Annotated in this window: 20 protein-coding genes; 6 read left to right on the top strand and 14 right to left on the bottom strand. The window is 67.8% G+C overall.

Annotation, left to right across the window (positions count from 1 at the left end; translation table 11 throughout):
- Positions 1–74: 74 nt before the first annotated feature.
- From AC5P57_RS11900 to AC5P57_RS11890, 3 genes are read right to left on the bottom strand one after another with little or no spacing between them, the layout of a single operon-like run.
- The gene (locus tag AC5P57_RS11900; RefSeq protein WP_099551703.1) at positions 75–722 is read right to left on the bottom strand and encodes a hypothetical protein; all 648 of its coding nucleotides are present in this window, start codon (positions 720–722) and stop codon (positions 75–77) included.
- A complete protein-coding gene (locus AC5P57_RS11895; protein ID WP_099551704.1) occupies positions 722–1,900 on the bottom strand; it encodes a glutathionylspermidine synthase family protein in 1,179 nt (392 codons plus the stop codon). Before AC5P57_RS11895 ends, AC5P57_RS11900 begins: the two co-directional genes overlap by 1 nt.
- Before the next feature lie 7 nt (positions 1,901–1,907).
- On the bottom strand, positions 1,908–2,480 hold the full coding sequence (locus tag AC5P57_RS11890; protein WP_014038869.1) for a DUF1190 domain-containing protein: 573 nt from the start codon (positions 2,478–2,480) through the stop codon (positions 1,908–1,910).
- Positions 2,481–2,888: 408 nt separating this feature from the next.
- Between AC5P57_RS11890 and ilvD the strand changes: the two genes are divergently transcribed.
- On the top strand, positions 2,889–4,727 hold the full coding sequence (gene ilvD, locus AC5P57_RS11885) for a dihydroxy-acid dehydratase (RefSeq protein WP_099551705.1): 1,839 nt from the start codon (positions 2,889–2,891) through the stop codon (positions 4,725–4,727).
- Between the two features lie 226 nt (positions 4,728–4,953).
- The gene (locus AC5P57_RS11880) at positions 4,954–6,126 is read left to right on the top strand and encodes a DUF418 domain-containing protein (RefSeq protein ID WP_262235496.1); all 1,173 of its coding nucleotides are present in this window, start codon (positions 4,954–4,956) and stop codon (positions 6,124–6,126) included.
- A gap of 67 nt (positions 6,127–6,193) precedes the next feature.
- Here the strand turns inward: AC5P57_RS11880 and dinG are convergent, their stop codons facing one another.
- The 3 genes from dinG to aroE form a co-directional block, all read right to left on the bottom strand.
- Positions 6,194–8,296 (bottom strand): ATP-dependent DNA helicase DinG, encoded by a 2,103-nt coding sequence (gene dinG / locus AC5P57_RS11875; protein WP_099551707.1) that lies wholly within the window; start codon positions 8,294–8,296, stop codon positions 6,194–6,196.
- Between the two features lie 167 nt (positions 8,297–8,463).
- Positions 8,464–8,817 (bottom strand): hypothetical protein, encoded by a 354-nt coding sequence (locus AC5P57_RS11870; RefSeq protein ID WP_043402795.1) that lies wholly within the window; start codon positions 8,815–8,817, stop codon positions 8,464–8,466.
- A gap of 3 nt (positions 8,818–8,820) precedes the next feature.
- Positions 8,821–9,666 carry a shikimate dehydrogenase gene (gene aroE / locus AC5P57_RS11865; RefSeq protein WP_099551708.1) on the bottom strand — a complete coding sequence of 282 codons (846 nt, stop codon included), beginning with the start codon at positions 9,664–9,666 and terminating at the stop codon, positions 8,821–8,823.
- Positions 9,667–9,714: 48 nt separating this feature from the next.
- Between aroE and AC5P57_RS11860 the strand changes: the two genes are divergently transcribed.
- Positions 9,715–10,587: a TolB-like translocation protein gene (locus AC5P57_RS11860; RefSeq protein WP_099551709.1), complete on the top strand. Its 873-nt coding sequence runs from the start codon at positions 9,715–9,717 to the stop codon at positions 10,585–10,587.
- 97 nt (positions 10,588–10,684) lie between these two features.
- Here AC5P57_RS11860 and AC5P57_RS11855 read toward each other — a convergent pair whose 3' ends face one another.
- The 4 genes from AC5P57_RS11855 to AC5P57_RS11840 all read right to left on the bottom strand — a co-directional run bounded on the left by AC5P57_RS11855 (position 10,685) and on the right by AC5P57_RS11840 (position 13,284).
- Positions 10,685–10,954 (bottom strand): SHOCT domain-containing protein, encoded by a 270-nt coding sequence (locus tag AC5P57_RS11855; RefSeq protein ID WP_099551710.1) that lies wholly within the window; start codon positions 10,952–10,954, stop codon positions 10,685–10,687.
- Between the two features lie 32 nt (positions 10,955–10,986).
- A complete protein-coding gene (gene hemB, locus AC5P57_RS11850; protein ID WP_006400669.1) occupies positions 10,987–11,976 on the bottom strand; it encodes a porphobilinogen synthase in 990 nt (329 codons plus the stop codon).
- Between the two features lie 19 nt (positions 11,977–11,995).
- Entirely contained in the window at positions 11,996–12,913 is a 918-nt protein-coding gene (locus tag AC5P57_RS11845) for a bestrophin family protein (protein ID WP_099551711.1), read from the bottom strand.
- A 122-nt stretch (positions 12,914–13,035) separates the two neighbouring features.
- On the bottom strand, positions 13,036–13,284 hold the full coding sequence (locus AC5P57_RS11840) for a hypothetical protein (RefSeq protein ID WP_005411548.1): 249 nt from the start codon (positions 13,282–13,284) through the stop codon (positions 13,036–13,038).
- A gap of 184 nt (positions 13,285–13,468) precedes the next feature.
- Between AC5P57_RS11840 and AC5P57_RS11835 the strand changes: the two genes are divergently transcribed.
- Complete coding sequence (locus AC5P57_RS11835; protein ID WP_099551712.1) at positions 13,469–13,927, top strand: hypothetical protein; 459 nt, start codon at positions 13,469–13,471, stop codon at positions 13,925–13,927.
- Between the two features lie 104 nt (positions 13,928–14,031).
- On the opposite strand, the gene AC5P57_RS11830 is transcribed toward AC5P57_RS11835, so the two are convergent.
- From AC5P57_RS11830 to AC5P57_RS11815, 4 genes are all read right to left on the bottom strand, one after another.
- Positions 14,032–15,831 (bottom strand): DUF885 domain-containing protein, encoded by a 1,800-nt coding sequence (locus tag AC5P57_RS11830; protein WP_262235497.1) that lies wholly within the window; start codon positions 15,829–15,831, stop codon positions 14,032–14,034.
- A gap of 235 nt (positions 15,832–16,066) precedes the next feature.
- On the bottom strand, positions 16,067–16,582 hold the full coding sequence (locus AC5P57_RS11825; RefSeq protein WP_262235498.1) for a cytochrome c oxidase assembly factor Coa1 family protein: 516 nt from the start codon (positions 16,580–16,582) through the stop codon (positions 16,067–16,069).
- 25 nt (positions 16,583–16,607) lie between these two features.
- Complete coding sequence (locus tag AC5P57_RS11820; RefSeq protein WP_262235499.1) at positions 16,608–18,833, bottom strand: S9 family peptidase; 2,226 nt, start codon at positions 18,831–18,833, stop codon at positions 16,608–16,610.
- A gap of 176 nt (positions 18,834–19,009) precedes the next feature.
- Positions 19,010–19,699 carry a glutathione binding-like protein gene (locus AC5P57_RS11815; protein WP_142807001.1) on the bottom strand — a complete coding sequence of 230 codons (690 nt, stop codon included), beginning with the start codon at positions 19,697–19,699 and terminating at the stop codon, positions 19,010–19,012.
- A 112-nt stretch (positions 19,700–19,811) separates the two neighbouring features.
- Here AC5P57_RS11815 and AC5P57_RS11810 point away from each other — a divergent pair, with 112 nt between their 5' ends.
- A complete protein-coding gene (locus AC5P57_RS11810; protein ID WP_014038884.1) occupies positions 19,812–20,432 on the top strand; it encodes a TIGR00645 family protein in 621 nt (206 codons plus the stop codon).
- Positions 20,433–20,632: 200 nt separating this feature from the next.
- Positions 20,633–21,637 carry an energy transducer TonB gene (locus AC5P57_RS11805; protein ID WP_262235500.1) on the top strand — a complete coding sequence of 335 codons (1,005 nt, stop codon included), beginning with the start codon at positions 20,633–20,635 and terminating at the stop codon, positions 21,635–21,637.
- Positions 21,638–21,702 lie beyond the last annotated feature (65 nt).

Raw genomic sequence — 21,702 nt, 5'->3', positions numbered from 1 at the left:
TTGGTTGGCACGAAACCCACAGCGCCGACCAAGGTCGGCACCTACCAACACCGGTTGCCGGCCAGCGGCCGGCACTACCCCTGCAACAACCGCCGCTGCAACCGCTCCACCGCACGCTGCAGCAGCACCCGGTTGCGGGCCAGCTTCATCCACTGCGGCAGGCGCGAGAACATGGATCGGTGATGGCCGCGGCTTTCCCGCAGTGTCGCGCTCGCGTACTCGTGCAGTGCCTGCAGATGCTCAGCGTTGTAGGCCCAGAGCAGGCCCGCGCGGGTCGGTTCAACCAGGCGCAGCGGCAATCCGAAGTGCGGATCGGCAGGCTCGGCATCACGCAACGGACGCACCGAGACCGAAACATCGGTACTACGATCACATTGCGCACATCGAGCAGCGAAGGACGCCGGTGCAGGGATGCCAGCGGGAACCCGGCGACGCACATGCAGCCACTGATGCCCACAGAATCCACAAGGTTGGCGGCCCAGCATGTAGACCGCGCCGACCCAGTCACCACTGTCCAACGCAGAACTGCAGCCGGTGCAGCGGAATCGCGCCGTCCACCGATAAGGTTTCCAGCTGGCGATCACCCAGCCGGGGGTGTCGCAGCGATGGCAACGCACAGCGACGCGGTCCGCGAAGGCCTGCAGGCTGCGCCCGTCATCGAAATGCCGGCCCGGCACGGGCGTGGGACGCCCATGCCGGCCAGGCCAACGCCGCACCGTCATCAGACGTAGATCCGCGTCGGCGCCTCATCAACGATCGCGTGCGGCACGAAGCGCGCACTGTCACGGGTAATCGCGCTGTCGTCCTCGCGGATGCCGATGCCGCAGGCGTGGTCACCGATCACCCAGCTGCCGATCAGCGGGTAGCCGCCTTCGAAGCGGGTGAGCGGATGCGCGCGCTGGATGATCGCCGGGCCATCGTAGGGACCGTCGCTGCGCTGGGTACTGCCATCGGCCAGGTGCATCTCGATGTTCGCGCCTTCGCGCGAGAACAGCGGCTTGCGCACCCAGCCCGACGCCAGCGTGCTGCCGTCATCGAAGTGCGCTTCCAGCAGGTTGGGATGGCCCACGTTGCGCTGCCACAGCAACGGCAGGATGCCCTTGTTGCTCAGCACCGCCTTCCAGGCCGGCTCCAGCAGCTGCACGCCCGAGCCGGGAAGCGCGCGACCGAATTCCTCGGCCATCAGGTCTTCCAGCGGGTACAGCTTGAACAACGTACCGATCACCGAATCATCCAGCGCGGTGAAGCGGCCGTCCTCGGACAACCCGATATCCTCGACGGCGATGGCCTGGCCATGCAGGCCGGCCTGCGAAGCGCAGTCGCGCAGGTAATCGACGGTGCCACGGTCTTCTTCGGAACTGCCCACCGCGCTGAAGTACAGCGGCGGCGGCAGCTGCGTGGCCAGTTCGCCGAAACGCTCGACCAGCGCTTCGTGGATGGCATTGAACTGGTCGGCATGCTGCGGCAGGCGACCGGCGTTGCGCTGGTCTTCCAGCCACTGCCACTGGAAGAAGCTGGCCTCGAACAGCGAGGTCGGCGTGTCGTAGTTCAGTTCGTACAGCTTGGCCGGACCGGTGCCGTCGTAGGCCAGGTCCAGGCGGCCGTAGAGGTGCGGCTGGCGCTGGCGCCAGCTGTCAGCGATCCAGTCGCGGTAGTGCGACGGAATCGCCAGCTGGTCCATCAAGCGTTCGCTGGCGATGACATCGCCGACCAGATCCAGCGCCATCTGGTGCAGCTCGGCGCTGGGGTCTTCGATGTCCTGTTCGATCTGGCGCAGGGTGAACGCGTAGTACGCGCTTTCATCCCAGTACGGCTGGCCGTCGATGGTGTGGAAGCGGAAACCCGCCTCTTCCGCGCGTGCCCGCCACTGGGCACGCTCGGCAATCCGGATGCGCTGCATGGGTCGATCAGCCGCCGTAGCTGCCGCTGGTGCTGCGGCGCGCGCTGGTGTTGCCGAAGCCACCACGGCTGGCGGTGACCGCACGGTTCGGTTCGCTGGTGACCGGGGCCAGGCCAGCCTTGCCGGCGCCGATGCCACTGGCGGTGTTCAGGCCACCGCTGCCGCCCGGTGCCGGGCGCGCCCAGCCGGCGCTCTTGTCCTGGTAAGCCGGCGACGCCGCCGGCGCCTGCGGGGCGAGGCCGCCGCGGTTGCTCAGCATCTGCGACATGAAGAAGCCCATCATCATCGGGCCGATGAACGAGGTACCGGCCGAGGTGTGCTGCTGCACGCACTGCTCCGGCTTGTAATCCTTCTCGCAGGCTTCCTTGCTGGCGTACTTCGGTGCCGCATCGGCGGCCTGCTTCTGCGCTTCGGCGAAGGCATTGCGGCACGACGACGGATCGCCGGTGGCCTCGGTGCAGGCCTCCACCGAGGTGTACAGGCCTTCCTGCACCTTCACCTCCGGCTCCTTCTGGCAGGCGGTGAACAGCAGCGGCGCAGCGCTCATCAGCAGCAGCGCGGTGGTGCGGGAACGTTTCATGGCCTCATGCCCTGTCGACGGATCAATGCCCCAATGATGCCAAATCCTGGCCAACAACCGGAATCGGCAAAGTCCGAAAGATGAACGGACTTTCATTTTCGTCGGCATTGGGGTCAGAGCCCATCCCGCCGCGATGGGATCCGACCCCGGGCGGCACACCGCACTGGTAGGTGCCAACCTTGGTTGGCACACACCCCGCGGCGCCCGGCTATGCCCGGCGTGCACAGCCAAGTCTCCGGCAAGAAGCCCCCTTGTTGTTCAAGGGGGCGCGCCGAAGGCGCAGGGATAAGGGGAAATGCGCGGACCACCAAGCCGCTGCAAGCGGTGAAGGTGGTTGCAGCAGCAACCGAAAAAATTGGCCATGATCGGCTGACCCCCACGTCGTACGGCCCGCCCGTTCCGCCAGCCATGCCCGAATACCGTTCCCGCACCTCCACCGCCGGCCGCAACATGGCCGGCGCCCGCGCCCTGTGGCGTGCCACCGGCATGAAGGACGGCGACTTCCACAAGCCGATCATCGCCATCGCCAACTCCTTCACCCAGTTCGTGCCCGGCCACGTGCACCTGAAGGACCTCGGCCAGCTGGTCGCGCGCGAGATCGAGCAGGTCGGCGGCGTCGCCAAGGAATTCAACACCATCGCCGTGGACGATGGCATCGCGATGGGCCACGACGGCATGCTGTATTCGCTGCCCAGCCGCGAGATCATCGCCGACGCCGTGGAGTACATGGTCAACGCGCATTGCGCCGACGCACTGGTGTGCATCAGCAACTGCGACAAGATCACCCCGGGCATGCTGATGGCCGCGCTGCGCCTCAACATCCCGGTGGTGTTCGTTTCCGGCGGGCCGATGGAAGCGGGCAAGACCAAGCTGTCCGAGCACAAGCTGGACCTGGTCGATGCGATGGTGGTGGCCGCCGATGACAGCGCCTCCGACGAGAAGGTGGCCGCCTTCGAGCGCAGTGCCTGCCCTACCTGCGGCTCCTGCTCGGGCATGTTCACCGCCAACTCGATGAACTGCCTGACCGAAGCACTGGGCCTGTCGCTGCCCGGCAACGGCACCACGCTGGCCACCCATGCCGACCGCGAAGCGCTGTTCCGCCGCGCCGGCCGCCTGATCGTCGAACTCTGCCACCGCTGGTATGGCGGCGAAGACCCGAGCGCGCTGCCGCGCGGCATCGCCACCCAGGCCGCGTTCGCCAATGCAATGACCCTGGATATCGCCATGGGCGGTTCCACCAACACCATCCTGCATCTGCTGGCCGCGGCGCAGGAAGCCGAGGTCGACTTCGACCTGACCCATATCGATGCGCTGTCGCGGCGCGTGCCGCAGCTGTGCAAGGTGGCGCCGAACACGCCGAAGTACCACATCGAGGACGTGCACCGCGCCGGCGGCGTGTTCGGCATCCTCGGTGAACTGGACCGCGCCGGCCTGCTCGAAACCAGGGTGCCGACCGTACACAGCGCCAGCCTGGCCGACGCGCTGGAACGCTGGGACGTGCTGCGCAGTGACAACGACACCCTGCATACCTTCTTCAAGGCCGGCCCGGCCGGCATCCCCACCCAGGAGGCCTTCAGCCAGGCCACGCGCTGGCCGACGCTGGACGTGGACCGCGCCGAGGGCTGCATCCGCTCACTGCAGCATGCGTACTCACTGGAAGGTGGCCTCGCCGTGCTGCGCGGCAATCTGGCCGTCGATGGCTGCGTGGTGAAGACCGCCGGCGTGGACGAGTCGATCCATGTGTTCGAAGGCCGCGCGCGCGTCTATGAAAGCCAGGACGCCGCCGTCGCCGGCATCCTCGCCGACGAGGTGCAGCCAGGCGAAGTGGTGGTGATCCGCTACGAAGGGCCGAAGGGCGGCCCCGGCATGCAGGAAATGCTGTACCCGACCAGCTACCTGAAATCGAAGGGGCTGGGCAAGCAGTGCGCGCTGCTCACCGACGGCCGCTTCTCCGGTGGCACCTCGGGCCTGTCGATCGGCCACGTCTCGCCGGAAGCGGCCAGCGGCGGTGTCATCGGCCTGGTGGAAGATGGCGATCGCATCCGCATCGACATTCCGGCCCGCCGCATCGATCTGCTGCTGGACGAGGCCGTGCTGGCCCAGCGCCGCGCCGACGCCGATGCGCGTGGCTGGAAGCCGCGCGCGCCGCGCCCGCGCAAGGTCACCAGCGCGTTGAAGGCCTACGCCCTGCTCGCCACCAGCGCCGACAAGGGCGCCGTGCGCAACACCGCCCTGCTGGGCGATTGATCGCCATACGGTAGTGCCGGCCGCTGGCCGGCAGCCTCATCGATGTGGGCCATCGCGGTGCAGGTGCCGGCCAGCGGCCGGCACTACCCCTGCAACAACCGCCACATCGCTCTGGTGGGTGCCAACCTTGGTTGGCACGGTACCCACAGCGCCGACCAAGGTCGGCATCTACCAACAACGGTTGCCGGCCAGCGGCCGGCACTACCGATCCGCTACGCTGCGCGGCATGACCCAACGTCCATCTCGCCAGCCCCTCATCGATGCCCTGCGTGGGTTCGCGCTGCTCGGCGTGTTCCTGGTCAACCTGCGCTTCTTCTCGCTCGACGCGCTGATGACCGAGGCCGCGCAGCAGGCACTGCCCAGCGCGGCGCTCGACCAGGCCATCCGCACCGGCATGGAATGGCTGGTGGACATGAAGGCAATCACGCTGTTCTCGCTGCTGTTCGGCATGGGCGTGGCGATGCAGATGGACGGCAATGCGCAGGGCAGCATGGCCGCGCACCTGCGGCGGATGGCGGTGCTGCTGGTGATCGGCCTGCTGCATTCGGTGCTGCTGTGGTGGGGTGACATCCTGCTGGTGTATGCCGTGGTCGGCCTGCTGCTGCCGCTGTTCCGGCACCTGGGTGATCGCGCCCTGCTGTTCAGCGGCCTGTTCATTGCCCTGTTGCTGCCTCCGCTGCTGGCGCCGTGGATACGCGAATGGGTGGCCCTGCTCACACCGCGCGCGCAGATGAACGCCGTAGCACTCGATGCGCTGGAGCACGGAAGCCTGGCGCAGGCGTGGTGGCACAACCTGCAGCTGGCGGCGTGGCTGAAGCTGAGCAACTGGGCGTTGTTGTTCTTCGTACTCGGTCGCTTCCTGCTGGGCTACTGGGCAGGCCGTCGCGGCCTGCTGCTGCAGCCGCAGGCACATCTGCCGCTGCTGCGTTCAATCGCTCTGGGCGGCCTGCTGCTGACGGCAGCGTTCCTGTGGATCGATGCCAATGCCGATGCACTGAAGCAGGCATGGCCAGCGCTGCGAGGGGGCGTGCCCGGCTACCTGCTGCGCGTGTCGTACCGCGTTGCGCCGCTGGCATTGGGCATCGCTGCGGCAGCGATCTTCGCCCTGCTCTATCTGCGCCCATGGGCCGGACGCGTGCTGCGCGTGTTCGTTCCGGCCGGGCGCATGGCACTGAGCAACTACCTGCTGCAAAGCGCGATCTGCGTACCGCTGTTTGCCGGCTTCGGGCTGGGCATCGGTCCGCTGCACGGGCTGTGGCCGGTGCTGCTGGTGGCTGCAGTAGTGTTCCCACTGCAACTGTGGGCGAGTGCATGGTGGCTGCGCGGCCATCGTTTCGGGCCGGTCGAATGGCTGTGGCGCAGCGCCAGCGAAGGACAATGGCTGCCGTTGCGGCGGTAGCCACCGGAGACGCAAGGGATCAGGTCGTTTGTGCCATTTGCGACTTAATCCCCTCCGTCCCCTTTTTTCAGCCGATCACGCGCTTGAACGGCGGCAACGCGTCGATGATGCGCTTGCCGTAGCGGCGGGTCAGCAGCCGCGAATCGAGGATGACCACGCGGCCGGTATCGGTGGAGGTGCGGATCAGGCGGCCGGCGAACTGGGTCAGCGTGCGCAGCGCATGCGGAATCGCGATCAGGTTGAAGGCATTCAGCCCACGACCCTCGAACCACTCGCTGAGGGTGGCGGTCTGCGGGTCGGTCGGCACCGCGAACGGCACCTGGGTGATCACCACCGTGGTGCAGGCCTCACCCGGCAGGTCGAGGCCCTCGCCGAACGAATTCAGCCCGAACAGCACCGAGCCCTCGCCCGCCGCCACGCGGCGCAGGTGCTCGTCGATCAACCGGGTCTTGGACATCTCGCCCTGCACCAGCACCTGCTTGCGGCGCGCGGCCGACATCAGGCCGGCCACCTTCTCCATCTTCCAGCGCGAGGTGAACAGCACCATCGAGCCCTTGGCCCAGTCCAGTTCGGTATCCAGGTAGCGCGCCACTTCGCGCGGGTGGCCTTCGCGGTCGTCCGGGGTGACCGGGAACTTCGGCACGATCAGCTCGGCCTGGTTGGGCAGGTCGAACGGCGAGGACAGCGAGACCATCTCGGCCTCTTCAGGGATGCCGTTGTCGATCGCCAGCGACTGGAAATCGCCGCCACCGGTCAGCGTCGCCGAGGTCATCACCACCGAGTCCACTTCATCCCACAGCAGCTTGCGCAGCACGTGCGCGGCCGACACCGGTGAGCCGTGCAGCACCAGGTCGCCGTCGCGGGTGGCGGTGACCCAGCGCGCCATCGGCGGCGCGCCGTCCTTGTCCTCGCGGCGCCAGGCCTGCCACAGGTTGTACTGCTGCTCGATCATCTCCAGCGCCATGCCCAGGTTGCGCTGCAGGCGCTCGCGCGCGGCATCGTCCGGCTTGCCCTTGGCCACCTGCGCGGTGGCGGCATGCGCCCAGTTGTAGAGGCTGCGGGTATCGTCGGCCAGTGCTTCGATCGGCTCGCGCCAGGCCTCGGGCAGTCGCCCGTTGGCGGCGCGCCACATCGGCTCTTCGTCCGCCGGCGCAGGCATCCACACGCGCTCGATGTGATCGCGGAACGCGCGCAGCTGCTTGGCCACGTTGCTGGCCACCTCGATCGCTTCGTTCGGCAGCAGGTTGCCGAGACGATCCTTGTCGACCGCGCGGTAGGCACCCGCGATCAGGATCTGCAGGCGTCCGGTGCGCTTGGCCATTTCATCCAGCGCCAGGCTTGCCGCGCCCTGGTCGATCGCCACGTTGCCGATGTGATGGCCTTCGTCCAGCACCAGCAGCATGTCCGACGGCGGTGCGATCAACGGCTGGCCGTTGTCGCTGTCGCCGATCGACAGTGCCGACAGCAGCAGCGCGTGGTTGGTGACCACGATCTGCGCATCGCGCACCGTGTTGCGTGAGCGCAGCACCGCGCACTGCGCCGAGTACGCACAGCGGCGGCCGGCACAACCCGAGGCCGGCGTGGTGATGCGGCTGCGCAGGCCGGGGCTGATGGTCTCCGGCGCGTTGTCGATGTCGCCATCCCAGGTACCGCCGGTGAAGGCATCGGTCAGGCGCTTGGCGATGTCCATCTCGATCGGCGCCAGCGGCCGATCAAACAGGGGCGCGTCATCCTCGAACATGCCGCCCTGCGAGCCCTCGCCCTGCGCCTCGGCGGCGTTGCGCGTGCACAGGTAGCGGGTACGACCCTTGGCCAGCGCCACGGTCGCTTCCAGGCCGGTGGCCTTGAGGAAGTTGGGAATATCGCGTTCGACCAGCTGCGACTGCAGCGCGACGGTGCCGGTGCTGATCACCAGCTTCTTCTTGCTGGCCAATGCGATCGGCACACCCGCGGTCAGGTAGCCCAGGCTCTTGCCGACGCCGGTGGGTGCCTCGACGACGCCGACACCCCCACTTTTCGACAGCGCGCGCGACACCACGCCGATCATCTGGCTCTGCGAGCGGCGGGTGGAGAAGCCGGGCGTATTGGCCTGCAGCGTCGTGTACGCCTTGCGGATCGCGTCCTTCAAGGGGTCATCGAGCGTGCGCGGAGCGGCGACGGTTTCGGTCACGCCGGGAATTACCGTAGCTGGATCAGGCCGGTCATTGTCGCATGGCTGGCCACGTTCACCGCCGCTGGCACCCTGAACGGGCCAGCGACGACGCCTGGCGGCGGTCACGGTACGGTGGCCGGATCGCCCAAGGGCCAGATGCGCAGGGCATGGCCCGGCGCTGCCGCTCAGGCCGCCGGAATCGTACGGCTACGCAGCAGGCGTACCAGTGCCCACACCAGCAGCACCACGCCGATGGCCTCGACCATCGCCAGCGCGAAATGCAGCACGCCGAGGATGGCGCCCATGCCCGAGATGGCGCTGAAGTTGCCACTGCTGACCAGCCACATCGGCAGGACACCCGCCGCCAGGCCGCCCAGGCTGGACAGCAGCAACAGCACCAGGCCGACCAGGGCGCCGGTGCGGGTGGCATCGCGCGGTGCGCCGACCACCCAGACCAGGCCGATGCACAGCGCGATCAGCACCGGCAGGCGCACGCCGACCATGCTCAGCACGGTCACCATCAACGTTGTGCTGTCCATCGATCAATCCTCGCCGGCCAGCACGGCCGAGCCCTGGCGCAGCGACTGGTAGACCTCGTCGGTCTGCGGGCGCACACCGTGCCACTGCAGGAAGCTCTCGGCGGCCTGCTCGACCAGCATGCCCAGGCCGTCGACGGTATTGCGGCACTGCGCCGCACGGGCCCAGGCCAGGAAGGCGATGGCCGCCTCGCCGTAGTTCAGGTCGACGGCGGTGGTCATCGAGTTGACCAGCGACAGCGGCAGCTTGAACTCGACGTCACGGTCGCGGCCGGCCGAGGTGGCGTTGACGATCAGTTCGAAGTCACCCAGGTCGCGCAGGTCTTCCCAGTAGCGGCTGATCGCGCGGCCCGGTTCACCCATGGCGTCGATCAGTTCGTCGGCACGCTCCGGCGTGCGGTTGACCACCACCAGCTCGGTGATGCCGGCATCAAGCAGCGCCGGGGCGACACTGCGCGCCGAGCCACCGGCACCGATCATCAGCACGCGACGGCCGCGCAGGTCCAGGCCATGGCGATCGGTCAGGTCACGCACCAGGCCGATGCCATCGGTGGTGTCACCGTGCCAGCGGTCGCCCTTGCGCAGCAGCGTGTTGACCGACCCGGCGCGGCGCGCCCGTGCGGTCAGCGTGGTGCATACCGAGAAAGCGGTTTCCTTGTGCGGCAGGGTGACGTTGGCACCGACACCGCCCTCGGCAGCGAAGGCCTCCAGGCCGGCCAGGAACGCATCCGGGGCCAGGTCGATCGCGCGATAGTCGATGGCGATGCCTTCCTGGCGACCGAACGTCGCATGGATCTGCGGCGACTTCGAGTGGGCAACGGGGTGTCCGAAGACGGCGTAACGGTCGGTCATGGAATCCTCAAGCTGGCTAGACTGATGCTCTTTCGTGCACGGAACCGGATGATGCGCATCACCCTGCCCCTGCTGGTGCTTGCCGCCAGTCTACTCTCTGCCCCCGTGGCGATGGCGTTGAACGAGTACGGCATCGAAGGCATGGGCGTGGTCTCGACCCGTGCCGACGAGGGCCGCGCCACGATCAGCGCCGATGGCCAGCGCATCGTCTTCGCCCGCCGCGGCGAGGCCGGCTGGGGCCTGTGGGAGGCACGCGTGGTCGATGGCCGCTGGCAGCAGGCACAGGCGCTGCCGGTGGGCGTGGCTGGCGAGGCCCGCGATCCCTACTTCAGCCGTGACGGCCGCTGGCTGCTGTTCGCGGCCGGCCGCGAGGGCGCGCTGGCGCTGTACCGCGCCGCATTGGCCGTCGACGGCCAGCTGGGCCATGCGCAGGCGCTGTCCGGTGATGGCGGTCGCCGGGAAGAGCGCGGGCCGGCCCTGAGCGCGGACGGCCAACGGCTGTTGTTTGCCCGCCAGCAGGGCCGTGGCGCCGGCTGGGACCTGTTCGTGGCAACGCTGGATGCGCAGGGCCAGCGCGGACCGGCCACCGCACTGACCGCGTTGAACAGCGCCGGCGACGAGACCGACGGCGACTGGCTGGGCCATGACGGCGCCGTGGTGTTCAGCCGCGGCAACGGCACGACCGCACAGGTGTGGAGCAGCGGTTGTGCGTGGACCGGCGTGTCGCTGCAGCCATTGGGGCTGTCGTTCAACCAGACCAGCGGCTGGACCGGCGCGCCGGTGATCGACAACGCCAAGCCGGGCGAGATGATGGTGGCCAGCAGCGCGGCCAAGGCACCGCGTGCCGGTGGCGTGGATGTGTACCGGTTGGCGGTACCGAAGGTGGCGGCGGTGGCCGGGTGCGTGCAGGGCGCTCGGTAGATGCCAACCTTGGTGGGCCTGTGTGAAAGCGCCAACCAAGGTTGGCGGCTACCAGTAGATCCACGCCATGCGTGGATGGAACGCCCGGAACGCGCGGTCAGCGCGACAACACCTTGGCGCGCAACTGCTCGTACTCCACTTCGCTCAGCTGGCCGTTGTCCTTGCGCTGGTTCAGCGCCGCCAGCTCGGCCTGCACGCTCTCCGGCAGGGCCTGCTCACGGGCCACGTGGCGGGCGGCCGAGAGCTGCTCCGGCGGGCGCTTGCCGGCCCGCCAGGCGGCGATGAAGACACCGACGATGATGGCGCCGAACACCAGCGTACCGATGCCCCAGATCAACCATTGCATCCATCCCAGTTCGGGTCCCATCGCGTAGTCCTCCGTCTATCGTGGCGCTATTGTCAGCGCTCGCGCAGCCATCGCGCCACCTGCGGCGCGAAATAGGTCAGCACGCCATCGGCACCGGCCCGCTTGAAGCCCAGCAGCGATTCCAGCACGCAGGCGCGCTCGTCCAGCCAGCCGTTGGCGAAGGCGGCCTTCATCATCGCGTACTCGCCGCTCACCTGATAGGCAAAGGTCGGCACGCCGAAGGTCTCCTTCACCCGGCGCACCAGATCCAGGTACGGCATGCCCGGCTTGACCATCACCATGTCGGCGCCCTCTTCCAGGTCCAGCGCGATCTCGCGCAGGGCCTCGTCGCCGTTGGCCGGATCCATCTGGTAGGTCTTCTTGTCGGCCTTGCCGAGGCTGGCCGCGCTGCCCACCGCGTCACGGAACGGGCCGTAGAACGCCGAGGCGTACTTGGCCGAGTACGCCATGATGCGCACGTTGATGTGGTTGTCGGCATCCAGCGCACGGCGGATCGCGCCGATGCGGCCGTCCATCATGTCCGACGGCGAGACGATGTCCACACCGGCCTCAGCGTGCGATACCGACTGCTTGACCAGCGCTTCGACAGTGATGTCGTTCAGTACATAGCCCTTGTCGTCGATGATGCCGTCCTGGCCGTGGGTGGTGTACGGGTCCAGCGCCACGTCGGTCATCACCCCCAGTTCCGGGAAGCGCGACTTCAGCGCGCGGATCGCACGCTGCGCCAGGCCATCTTCGGCCCACGCCGCCGACGCATCCAGCGACTTCAGCGACGGGTCGATCACCGGGAACAGGTCGATCACCGGAATGCCCAGCTCCAGCGCCTCTTCGGCCACCTTCAGCAGTTCTTCGATCGACAGCCGCTCCACGCCCGGCATCGACGGTACTGCGGTGCGGCCGGCCAGTTCGTGCACGAACACCGGGTAGATCAGGTCGTCGGTGGTCAGCGTGTTCTCGCGCATCAGGCGGCGTGAGAACTCGTCATGGCGCATGCGGCGCGGGCGGTAAAGCGGGTGGGACATGGCAGGCTCCGAGGAGTGGCTATTGCAACAGGTAACCCTGCGGCAGCAGGGGTTCGGGCAATGGGCGTTCGCCGAGCGCGTCGAGCTGGTCGATCTCGATCGTGCGCACCAGCGCGTCCAGCGGCAGGTCGTTCGGCTCCAGGCCGAACGGGTCTTCCATTTCTTCGCCCAGCTGGTCCAGGCCGAAGAAGGCATAGGCCAGCACCGCCGACAGCACCGGCGTGCCCCAGCCCAGCGAACTGGCCAAGCCGAACGGCAGCAGCACGCAGAACATCCACGCGCAGCGGTGCAGCAGCAGGGTGTAGGCGAACGGCAGCGGGGTGGTGAGGATGCGCTCACAGCCGGCCTGGATCGACGACATCGCGTGCAGGCGTTCTTCCAGCTGGGTGTAGAGGATCGGATCGAGGTCACCGGCGCGCAGGGCCTGCGCCAGTTCGGCCGCGATCATCGACAGCAGCGCGTCGGGTACGTTCTCGCGCTGACCGAGTTGTTCGCGCTGGCGCTTGTCCAGCCACGGCAGGGCCATCAGCGCCACGATGCGCCCGCGCAGGCGCCCGGCCAGGGCATGGGCGAACGCGGTGGTGAGGTAGGCGATGCGGCGACGGCGACCGGCGTCATCGGCCAGCAGCAGGTTGACCTGGCGCGCCAGCGAACGCGATTCGTAGACCAGCTGGCCCCACAGCTTGCGGCCTTCCCACCAACGCTCGTAGCAGGCGCTGTTGCGGAAGCTGAGGAAGATCGACAGCACCAGGCCCAGCAGGGTGAACGGCGTGACCGAAACGCGTTCGATGCCGGTGGGTGGCGCCAGTTCGACCACCGCGGCCACGGCGATGGACAGGATCAGGATGGCCAGCACCTTGGGCGCGATCGCTTTGACGATCGAACCGCGCAGGATGTACAGCAGTTGCCAGCCGTGGGGACGGGGTCGGATGATCATGGGGCAGCCGCGCCGGGCGCGGATTCACAGGCACGCGGGGGGCTCGCGCAGCCATTCATTGTACGCCCCCGCCCGGCCGTCGGCCGTGTGCCTGCGACGCCCTGTCGCACCCGGGACCGGGCTCAGACCACGCCGCCGCCCAGGCCAAGACGCAGGATGCCGACCACCACCACGATGCCGTTCAGGACCAACCCGGCCCACGCCCGGCCACGCTTGCTCGGGTGGGTGAACAGGATGCCCAGCGCGGCGATCACCGCACCGACCGCGGCGAACGGGATCAGGAACCAGTTGCCCCAGCCCAGCAGCGGAATCAACGCCAGGATCATCCACAACAGCGCCAATACGCCCCACAACAGACTGATCACACCCATGCCGCTCTCCCGCAGTTGGTTCGTGGCCCCACCATAATCGTTCCCATTGCTGCCGCCTACTGCCATTGGCGGGGTTGTCACCCGACCCGTGCTAGCGTGCAGTCGTGCGTGCCCTGGCCCGGGTGTTGGCGCCGATTCAGAGTGGCCCGCCGATCATCGCAACCAGTCCTGCAGGGGTAGTGCCATGAACATCCGTTGGGCCGCGTTGGCGGCCATGCTGCTGGTCGCCGCCGGCTGTGCCAGCACCTCCAAGGTGATGCTGGGCCGCGCCCGCGCACCGATCGACCCGGCGCTGGTGCAGATCTATTCGACGCCACCGGCCGGCTCCCAGGAAATCGCCCAGCTGGAATCGGCTTCCGCCGTCGGCTTCGGCACCCAGGGCCAGACCGATGCCGCGGTGGCACGCCTGAAGCGTGAAGCGGCGGCACTGGGCGCCAACGGCGTGGTGCTGATGGGCGTGGGCAGCAGCGGTTCGCCGGTAGGCATGTCGGTGGGCGCCGGCACCTTCGGCTCGCACGTTGGTGGCGGCGTCGGCATCGGGATTCCGACCACACAGAAGCGCGCCGCCGGCGTCGCGATCTGGGTGCCGAATCCGGCACCGCCCGCGCGGTTGCCGACACAGGTGATTACCCCGCAGCGGTGACGCAGCTGCGTCACCGCGGGTAGTGCCGGCCGCTGGCCGGCAACCTCAGGAATCCTTCCTGCGCCAGGGCAATGCCGGCCAGCGGCCGGCATTGCCGGAGATGCTCAGCGCTTGTACTTCGGCACGAACACCTTGTTCACTGCGTCAGCCAGCTGGTCTGGCGGCAGCAGGCCTTGGTCGAGCAGGAAGTTGTTGAACGCCAGGCGGTCGAACTTCGCGCCCAGCGCCAGTTCGGTCTGCATGCGCAGCTCCAGGATGCGGGTATAGCCGTAGAAGTAGCTGCCGGCCTGACCCGGCATGCGCACCATGTAGCGGTCCAGTTCCTGGGTGGCCATCGCCTTGGACAGGCCGACCTGCTCCATCAGCACGCGCTCGCCGTTGGCACGGTCGGTCAGGCCGAGGTTGAGCATCGGGTCAAGCATCGCGCGCGCGGCGCGCAGCAGGCGGAACTGCAGGGCAATCATCTGCCCGTCCAGCGGCTCGTACGGCACCATCTCGGCTTCGGCGTACAACGCCCAGCCTTCCACGTTCACCGAATTGAACGCGAACATGGTGCGCGCCAGCGAAACGCCGCGCTCGACCATTGCGGTGAACTGCAGCTCGTGGCCGGGGCGACCTTCATGCGCGCTCAGCGTCCATGCTGCCGCACCGAAGTTGAAGTCGTCGTACTGCGCGCCCGGGCCCGCGGCCGGGTTGCCCAGCGGCAGCACGAAGGTGCCCTGCTGCCCGGTGTTGTTGACCAGCGGTGCCGGCAGGAAATGCGGGGCCGGGCTGGCCGCGCTCTCGGCGGCCGAACCCAGGCGCATCTGCATGGCGCGCTTGGGCACGTCGACGATGGCATGCTCGCGGATCAGCGGATCGATCGCGTCGATCACCTTGCGGTAGTGGCCTTCCAGATGGTCGTCGGCGATCTTGTCGGCCTTCAGCGCACGGATCACCGCCACCGGGTCGCTCGGATCAGCCACCTTCAGGCCCTTGTCCTTCACCACCAGCGGTGCCAGCTGCTGCATCGCCGAGCGGGTTTCCATGAACTCCAGCTGCGCACGCTGCATCAGCAGCTTCGGATCGATGTCGATGCCGACCTGCTTGAGCTGGTAGGCATACAGCGGCGCCGGCAGGCGTGCGTCGGCACGTGCCTTCGGCAGCACCTCCCTGCGGGTCCAGGCGGCGTAGTCCTTCATCTGCCCGGCCAGGGTCTTCATCGCCTCATCGGCGCCGGTGATCTGGTACTTCTTCAGCAGCGACTCGATGCCGGTGACGTAGGTCTCGACGTTGTCCAGCGACTGCTGCACTTCGATCTTCGTCGGCTGCAGCAGGCTGCTGTCCTTCAGTCGTTCCTCGTAACGCTGGCGCGCCAGCGTGGTGAAGGCGGTGCCGCCCGGCTGCAGGCCGGCATACGCCTTGAGGCGATCGAGCGCCTTGGCCCGGCGCTCGGCCGGCACCTGGTCGGACAGCAGCAGGTTGAGGCCGCTGAACACGGTCTGCGGTGCGTCGCTCCACGGCAGCAGGTACTTCTCGTTGAGCTCGCTGCCCTCGATGTTCTGGTTGGCGGCGTGGATCATGATCTCCAGGTCCTGGCGGACATTGGGATCCTTTTCGGCGGCCAGCTTCGCCTTCAGTTCGTCGCGGGCCTTGGCCATGGCAGCGCGGTAGCGCTTGCCGTTGTCCGGGCCGAGGTCGGCCACCTTGTCGTCATAGCCGGGCACGCCGAAGAAGCCGGTTTCCTCCGGCTGGAACGGGCCCTGCGCATCCAGCAGGATCTGCGCCAGCGCATTGCTGCGGGCGACCCAGGCCGGGCTGGCCGGGGTAGCGACCTTGGTGGCGGGTGCCGCCAGCGCCGGCGGTGCGGACAGCAGCGGTGCGGCGGTCAGGGCCAGGGCAACGGCCAATGCAATCGGCTTCATGGGACACTCCAGCAAAGGGTTGCCCGCACCCTACGCGCTCACAGCGATGGCGACAATCGGCTGGAGGTCACGGCGACCGGGTTGTGCGGACGGGCTCCGCGGAAACCTGCCGGGGGTAGTGTCGACTGTCAGTCGACCATCGCGCGCAGCGCGGGGGTTTTCGCCATCTGATCGAAGAGCGGTCGACCAACTGTGTAAACCCAGTCGACGTCCCGCAGTCGCCTGCCCTCGGAGGTCACAACGCGGCGGTCAGCGGGCATTCGCCGCGATCACGGCAGGCCTGCAGTTCGCATTCGTGTGCAGCCTCATCATCATCCAGCGCCGTCAGGTCGAAGGTCTGCTTGTCCTCGCCCAGCACGTACATCACCGGGTAGTCCCACACGTCATCGCGACGGGTGCCCTGCACGAACAACCGGCCATGCGCATGCGGTCCTTCCAGGGCCACGGTCAGGCCGACATCACGCTGGCCGTTGATCGCAGTCTGCATGCTGCCCAGCGGCATCGACTCGATATTCAGCGGCTCACCGAACGCTCCCACCAGGTCGATACTGCAACCCGCGCGCCGCAGCGCCTCGCGCATCGGCGGGCTCTCGCGTGCGGCCTCGCTCCAGCGCAGCACGCTCCAGGTCACCACGCCACCGGCCCCACCCAGCACCAGCACCACCATCAACGGCATCGCCCAGCGCCAGTGGCGGCACCACCAACCGGCGGATGCCGAGTCATGGGCGGGAATCGGCGGTGGCAGGGTCATCGGCGGGCTCCTTCCCGTTGCTGGATCAAGGCTTCAGGCAACGCCCCAGGAAGGCTTCGGCCACGCGGTAGCGATGCAGGGCATCGGCGCCGGACAGGCCATGCTTGGCACCCGGGTAGGTCATCAGCTCAAACGGCTGGGCACGCTTCTGCAACGCGCTCATCAGGCTGGTCGAGTTGGTGAACAGCACGTTGTCGTCGGCCATGCCGTGGATCAGCAGCAGCGGCGAACGCAGGCCGTCGATATGGGTCAGCACGCGCGCTTCGCGGTAGCCCGCTTCATTGCGCACCGGCAGGTCCATGTAGCGTTCGGTGTAGTGGCTGTCGTACAGGCCCCAATCGGTCACCGGCGCACCGGCCACGCCACAGGCGTACTGGTTCGACGCCTTGGCCAGCAGCATCAGGGTCATGTAACCGCCGTTGGACCAGCCCTGGACGCCGATGCGCGCCGGATCCACCCACGGTTGCTGTTTCAGCCAGGTCACGCCGCGCAGCTGGTCGGTCACTTCCACCGTGCCCTGCTTGCCGTACAGCGCACCGCCGAAATCACGACCGCGACGCGGGGTGCCACGGTTGTCCAGCGAGAACACCACGTAGCCCTGCTGGGCCAGGTACTGGTTGAACAGATGATCGCCACGGCCGGGCCAGCTGTTGGTAACGGTCTGGCTGGCCGGGCCACCGTAGACGTACACCGCCACCGGGTAGCGCCTGGACGGATCGAAACCGGCCGGCTTGATCAGGCTGTAGTTCAGCGGGGTCTTGCCATCGGCAGCCATCAACGTGCCGAACTCGACCGGGCGCTGCGCATCGCGGTAGCGCGCATACGGATGCTTGGGATCGGCCAGGTCGTTCTCGAGCAGGGTGGCGATCTTCTCGCCATTGGCGCGGAACAGTTCGATCTGCGGCGGCGTGCTGCTGTTGGACCAGCTGTCGACGTAGACGCTGGCGTTGCGCGCAAAGCTGGCGCTGTGCATGCCCGGCGCCTTCGACAGGCGCTGCGGCTCGCCGCCCTGCAGCGAAACCGCGTAGATCTGGCTTTCGCGCGAGCTCTCGATGCCGGCACGGAAGTAGGCCTTGCCGGCCTTCTCATCGACCGCCAGCAGTTCGTCCACCGGCCAGTTGCCGTGGGTCAGCGCAGTGGCTTTGCCCTTGCTGTCGATGCGGTACAGGTGCTGGAAACCGGTGCGTTCGGACGACCACAGCACGCTGCCATCATCGAGGAAACGCAGGCTGTTGTGCAGCGGCACCCAGGTCGGGCTGGTTTCGTGGGCGAGCACGCGCTGGCGGTTGGAGTCGAGTGCCACTTCCACCAGGTCCAGCTGCTTCTGGTCACGCGACTGGCGCTGGAAGCTCAGGTGCTGCGCATCGCGCCAGTCCACGCGGGCCAGGTAGATGTCCTGTTCCTTGCCAAGATCGACCCAGCGCGGCTGCGCATCGGCAACCGGTGCGATCACGCCCAGCTGCACGCGCACGTTGGCATCGCCGGCGGCCGGGTAACGCTGTTCGATCACGTCAGTGCGGTCGGCATAGACCTCGTAGCGCTTCTGCACCGGTACCGGGGATTCGTCGATGCGGGCAAAGGCAATCGCCGAATCATCCGGCGCCCACCAGTAGCCGGTGTGGCGGTCCATTTCCTCGTCGGCGACGAACTCGGCCACGCCGTTGCCGATGGTGGTGCTGCCGTCGCGGGTCAGCTGCAGCTGCCTGCCGCTGGCCAGGTCGATCACCCACAGGTTGCGGCCGCGGATGAAGCTGACGAAGCCGCCCTTGGGCGACAGCTTGGCGTCGGTGGCGAAGCCTTCACCGTGGGTCAGCTGGCGCACGGCCGCCGCCCCCTGCTGCTTGAGGTCGTACAGGTAGAGTTCGCCGCCCAACGGGAACAGCAGGCGCTGCGCGTCCGGCGACCACTGGTAATCGACGATGCCGGTCATCGCAGCGATGCGCTGGCGCTCGCGGCGGGCCTTCTCCTCATCGCTGAGGGTCTCGGTGCCGGGCAGCACCACCTTGGAATCGACCAGCAGCCGGGTCTGGCCACTGCCGATGTCGTAGGTCCACAGGTCCAGCTGGTTGCGGTCGCTGTCCTTGCCGCGCAGGAAGCTGACCTGCGATCCGTCCGGCGCCACCTTGGGCTTCATCAGGGTCGGGCCGGACAGCGGCAACGGGCCGGTGATGGCTTCCAGGGTCAGCTTTTCAGCGTGGGCGGCGGTACTGGTGGCGAGCATGAGGGCGAGCGAAGCGAACAGGTGGCGCATGGAGGATCCCGGCAAACGGCAGGTCCGCCCTGCGGCGGGCGCCGGGCGGTTGTCCCCCATCCTAACCAAGCCCGTGCAGGAAGGCAGCATGACCTTCTGCCCATAAGGAGTGCCGACCAAGGGTCGGCACCCACCACCGGTAGATCCACGCCATGCGTGGATGACGCCGTTCTGGGTCAGCGCTGGCCGAACAGGTGCTTGCGCTCCTCGTCGCTGAGCGGCTTGCCGGCGTTCGGGTTCACCTGCTGGCGCAGGGCATAGGCGCGCTGGGTGGCCGGGCGCGCGGCGATGGCCTCGTGCCAGCGCTTGAGGTTCGGGAAGGCGGCGAAGTCCACCGGCAGCTTGTCGTAGGCGCCGATCCACGGGTAGCTGGCCATGTCGGCGATGGTGTACTCGTCGCCGGCCAGGAAGGCATGCTCGGCCAGGCGCTTGTCCATCACCCCGTGCAGGCGGCGCACTTCGTTGTCATAGCGCTCGACCGCGTACGGGATCTTTTCCGGCGCATACACATTGAAATGCCCCATCTGGCCGCTCATCGGGCCCAGGCCCGCCATCTGCCAGAACAGCCATTCCAGGGTGGTCACGCGGCCGCGCGGGTCGCTGGGCAGGAAGCGGCCGGTCTTCTCGGCCAGGTACAGCAGGATCGCACCGGATTCGAACACGCTCTGCGGGGCGCCGCCATCGGCCGGGGCCTGGTCGACGATGGCCGGCATCTTGTTGTTGGGCGAAATGGCGAGGAATTCCGGCTTGAACTGGTCGCCCGAGCCGATGTTGACCGGGTGGATGCGGTATTCCAGTCCGGTTTCTTCCAGCAGCAGGGTCACTTTGTGGCCGTTCGGGGTGGGCCAGTAATACAGGTCGATCATGGCGTCGGCTCGGGGTGCGGAAAGGAACCTGAAGTCTAGTGCGTGAGTTGGGTTGGCACCGTCATGGCGGGCCGGTAACCTCGCCTCTCCCCCGAAACGCAGCATCCCCCGCATGAGTGCAAACCGCCCGCCGCTCTCCCCGTTGTCCACGCTGATCTTCGCCTCGCGCTGGCTGCAGCTGCCGCTGTACCTGGGCCTGATCGTGGCGCAGTGCGTTTATGTGTTCCTATTCGGCAAAGAACTGTGGCACCTGATCTCGCATTCCGCCTCGATGGGTGAACAGCAGATCATGCTGATCGTGCTGGGCCTGATCGACGTGGTGATGATCTCCAACCTGCTGGTGATGGTGATCGTCGGCGGCTATGAGACCTTCGTCTCGCGCCTGCGCCTGGAAGGCCACCCGGACCAGCCGGAATGGCTGAGCCACGTCAACGCCAGCGTGCTGAAGGTGAAGCTGGCGATGGCGATCATCGGCATTTCCTCGATCCACCTGCTGAAGACCTTCATCGCCAGCGGTGCGCTGGGCGGTATCCCGCTGTGCACGCCGGAGCAGATGAGCGTGGCCGCCGCCAACATCGGTGTCGCCCGCTGCTCGATGCTGACCCAGGAAGGCGTGCTGTGGCAGACCATCATCCACTGCGTGTTCATCCTGTCGGCGATCGGCATCGCCTGGACCGACAAGCTGATGTCCAACAGCCACAGCAAGTCGCACGACAAGGCGCACGACCACTGAGGTCGGCGCCGGCAACGGCCTGGTCGCCGTTGCCCTTCCCTGCCACCGCCCTTGTACGTGGCGGTGGCGGGGATGCTAGATTGCACCCTCGCCGTTGCCGGCGGTGGCGTCGGGAAACGTCACCCTGCCGCGCCCGGACCACAGGTCCCGGCCATGCGTATCAATGATTTACGTCACGTCGTCTTCTAGAGGGGAGCAGGATGTCGCACGTCTCAACGATCACCGCCGCGCGCCGGTGGCTGCCGATTGCCCTGGCACTGGCGCTGGCCGCCTGCTCGGGCAAGGAAGAAACGCCCGCACCGGCCCCCGCCGCCGCACCCACGTCCGCTGCTCCGGCCGCCCCGGTGGTCGCCGCCAAGGTGCAGTCGATGGGCACCGAGCAGCTGCGTGAGTCGGCCAGCCAGGCCCTGCGCGAAAACCGCATGTACGCGCCGGCCGGCGACAACGCCATCGAGTACTACCTCGCCCTGCGCGACAAGACCCCGGACGACGCCTCGGTGAAGAGCGCGCTGACCGACCTGCTGCCCTACACCCTGATCGCCGCCGAACAGCACCTGGGCCGCGAGGACTACACCGAAGCGCAGCGCCTGGTGGCGCTGATCGAGAAGGTGGATGCGTCCGCGCCGGCGCTGCCGCGCCTGAAGGACGGCCTGGCCAAGGGCGTGCAGAACGCTGCCAAGCGCACCGAGGCCGAAGCCGAGAAGGCGAAGAAGGAGGCCGAGGACCGCAGCAAGCAGCAGACCGAACAGCAACGCCTGAGCGAGCAGCGCGCCAAGGAAGCCGACGCCGCCAAGCAGATCGCCGCGCAGCAGGATGCCGCCCGCCGCGACAATGAGCGCCAGGAAGCCGAGCGCCAGGCCGCCGCCCGCCGCGAAGCCGAGCAGAAGCAGCAGCAGGCCGCCGCCCAGCAGGCCAGCGCCGCGCGCCAGGCCGCCGCACCCGCAGCGCCCACCCTGCGCCCGGTCAGCACACCGGCGCCGCGCTATCCAGGCGAAGCGCTGCGCTCGGGAACCTCCGGCGAAGTGCTGGTGGAGATCACCGTCGGCACCGACGGCTCGGTGGTGAACGCTCGCGTGCTGCGCGCGACGCCGGGGCGCGTGTTCGATCGTGAAGCCCTGAACGCCGTGAAGCGCTGGCGCTTTGAGCCGGTCAGCGCGCCGGTGACCACCCGCCGCACGCTGGTGTTCGCGCCGGGCAACAACTGAACGAAAAAGGGGACGGAGGGGATTAAGTCGTTTCTGCCCCTGCAATGACGCCAAGGCCCGGCATG

It is taken from the genome of Stenotrophomonas sp. YJH_SMC_79 (genome assembly GCF_059367995.1).
This window is presented reverse-complemented; position numbering and strand designations above follow the sequence as displayed.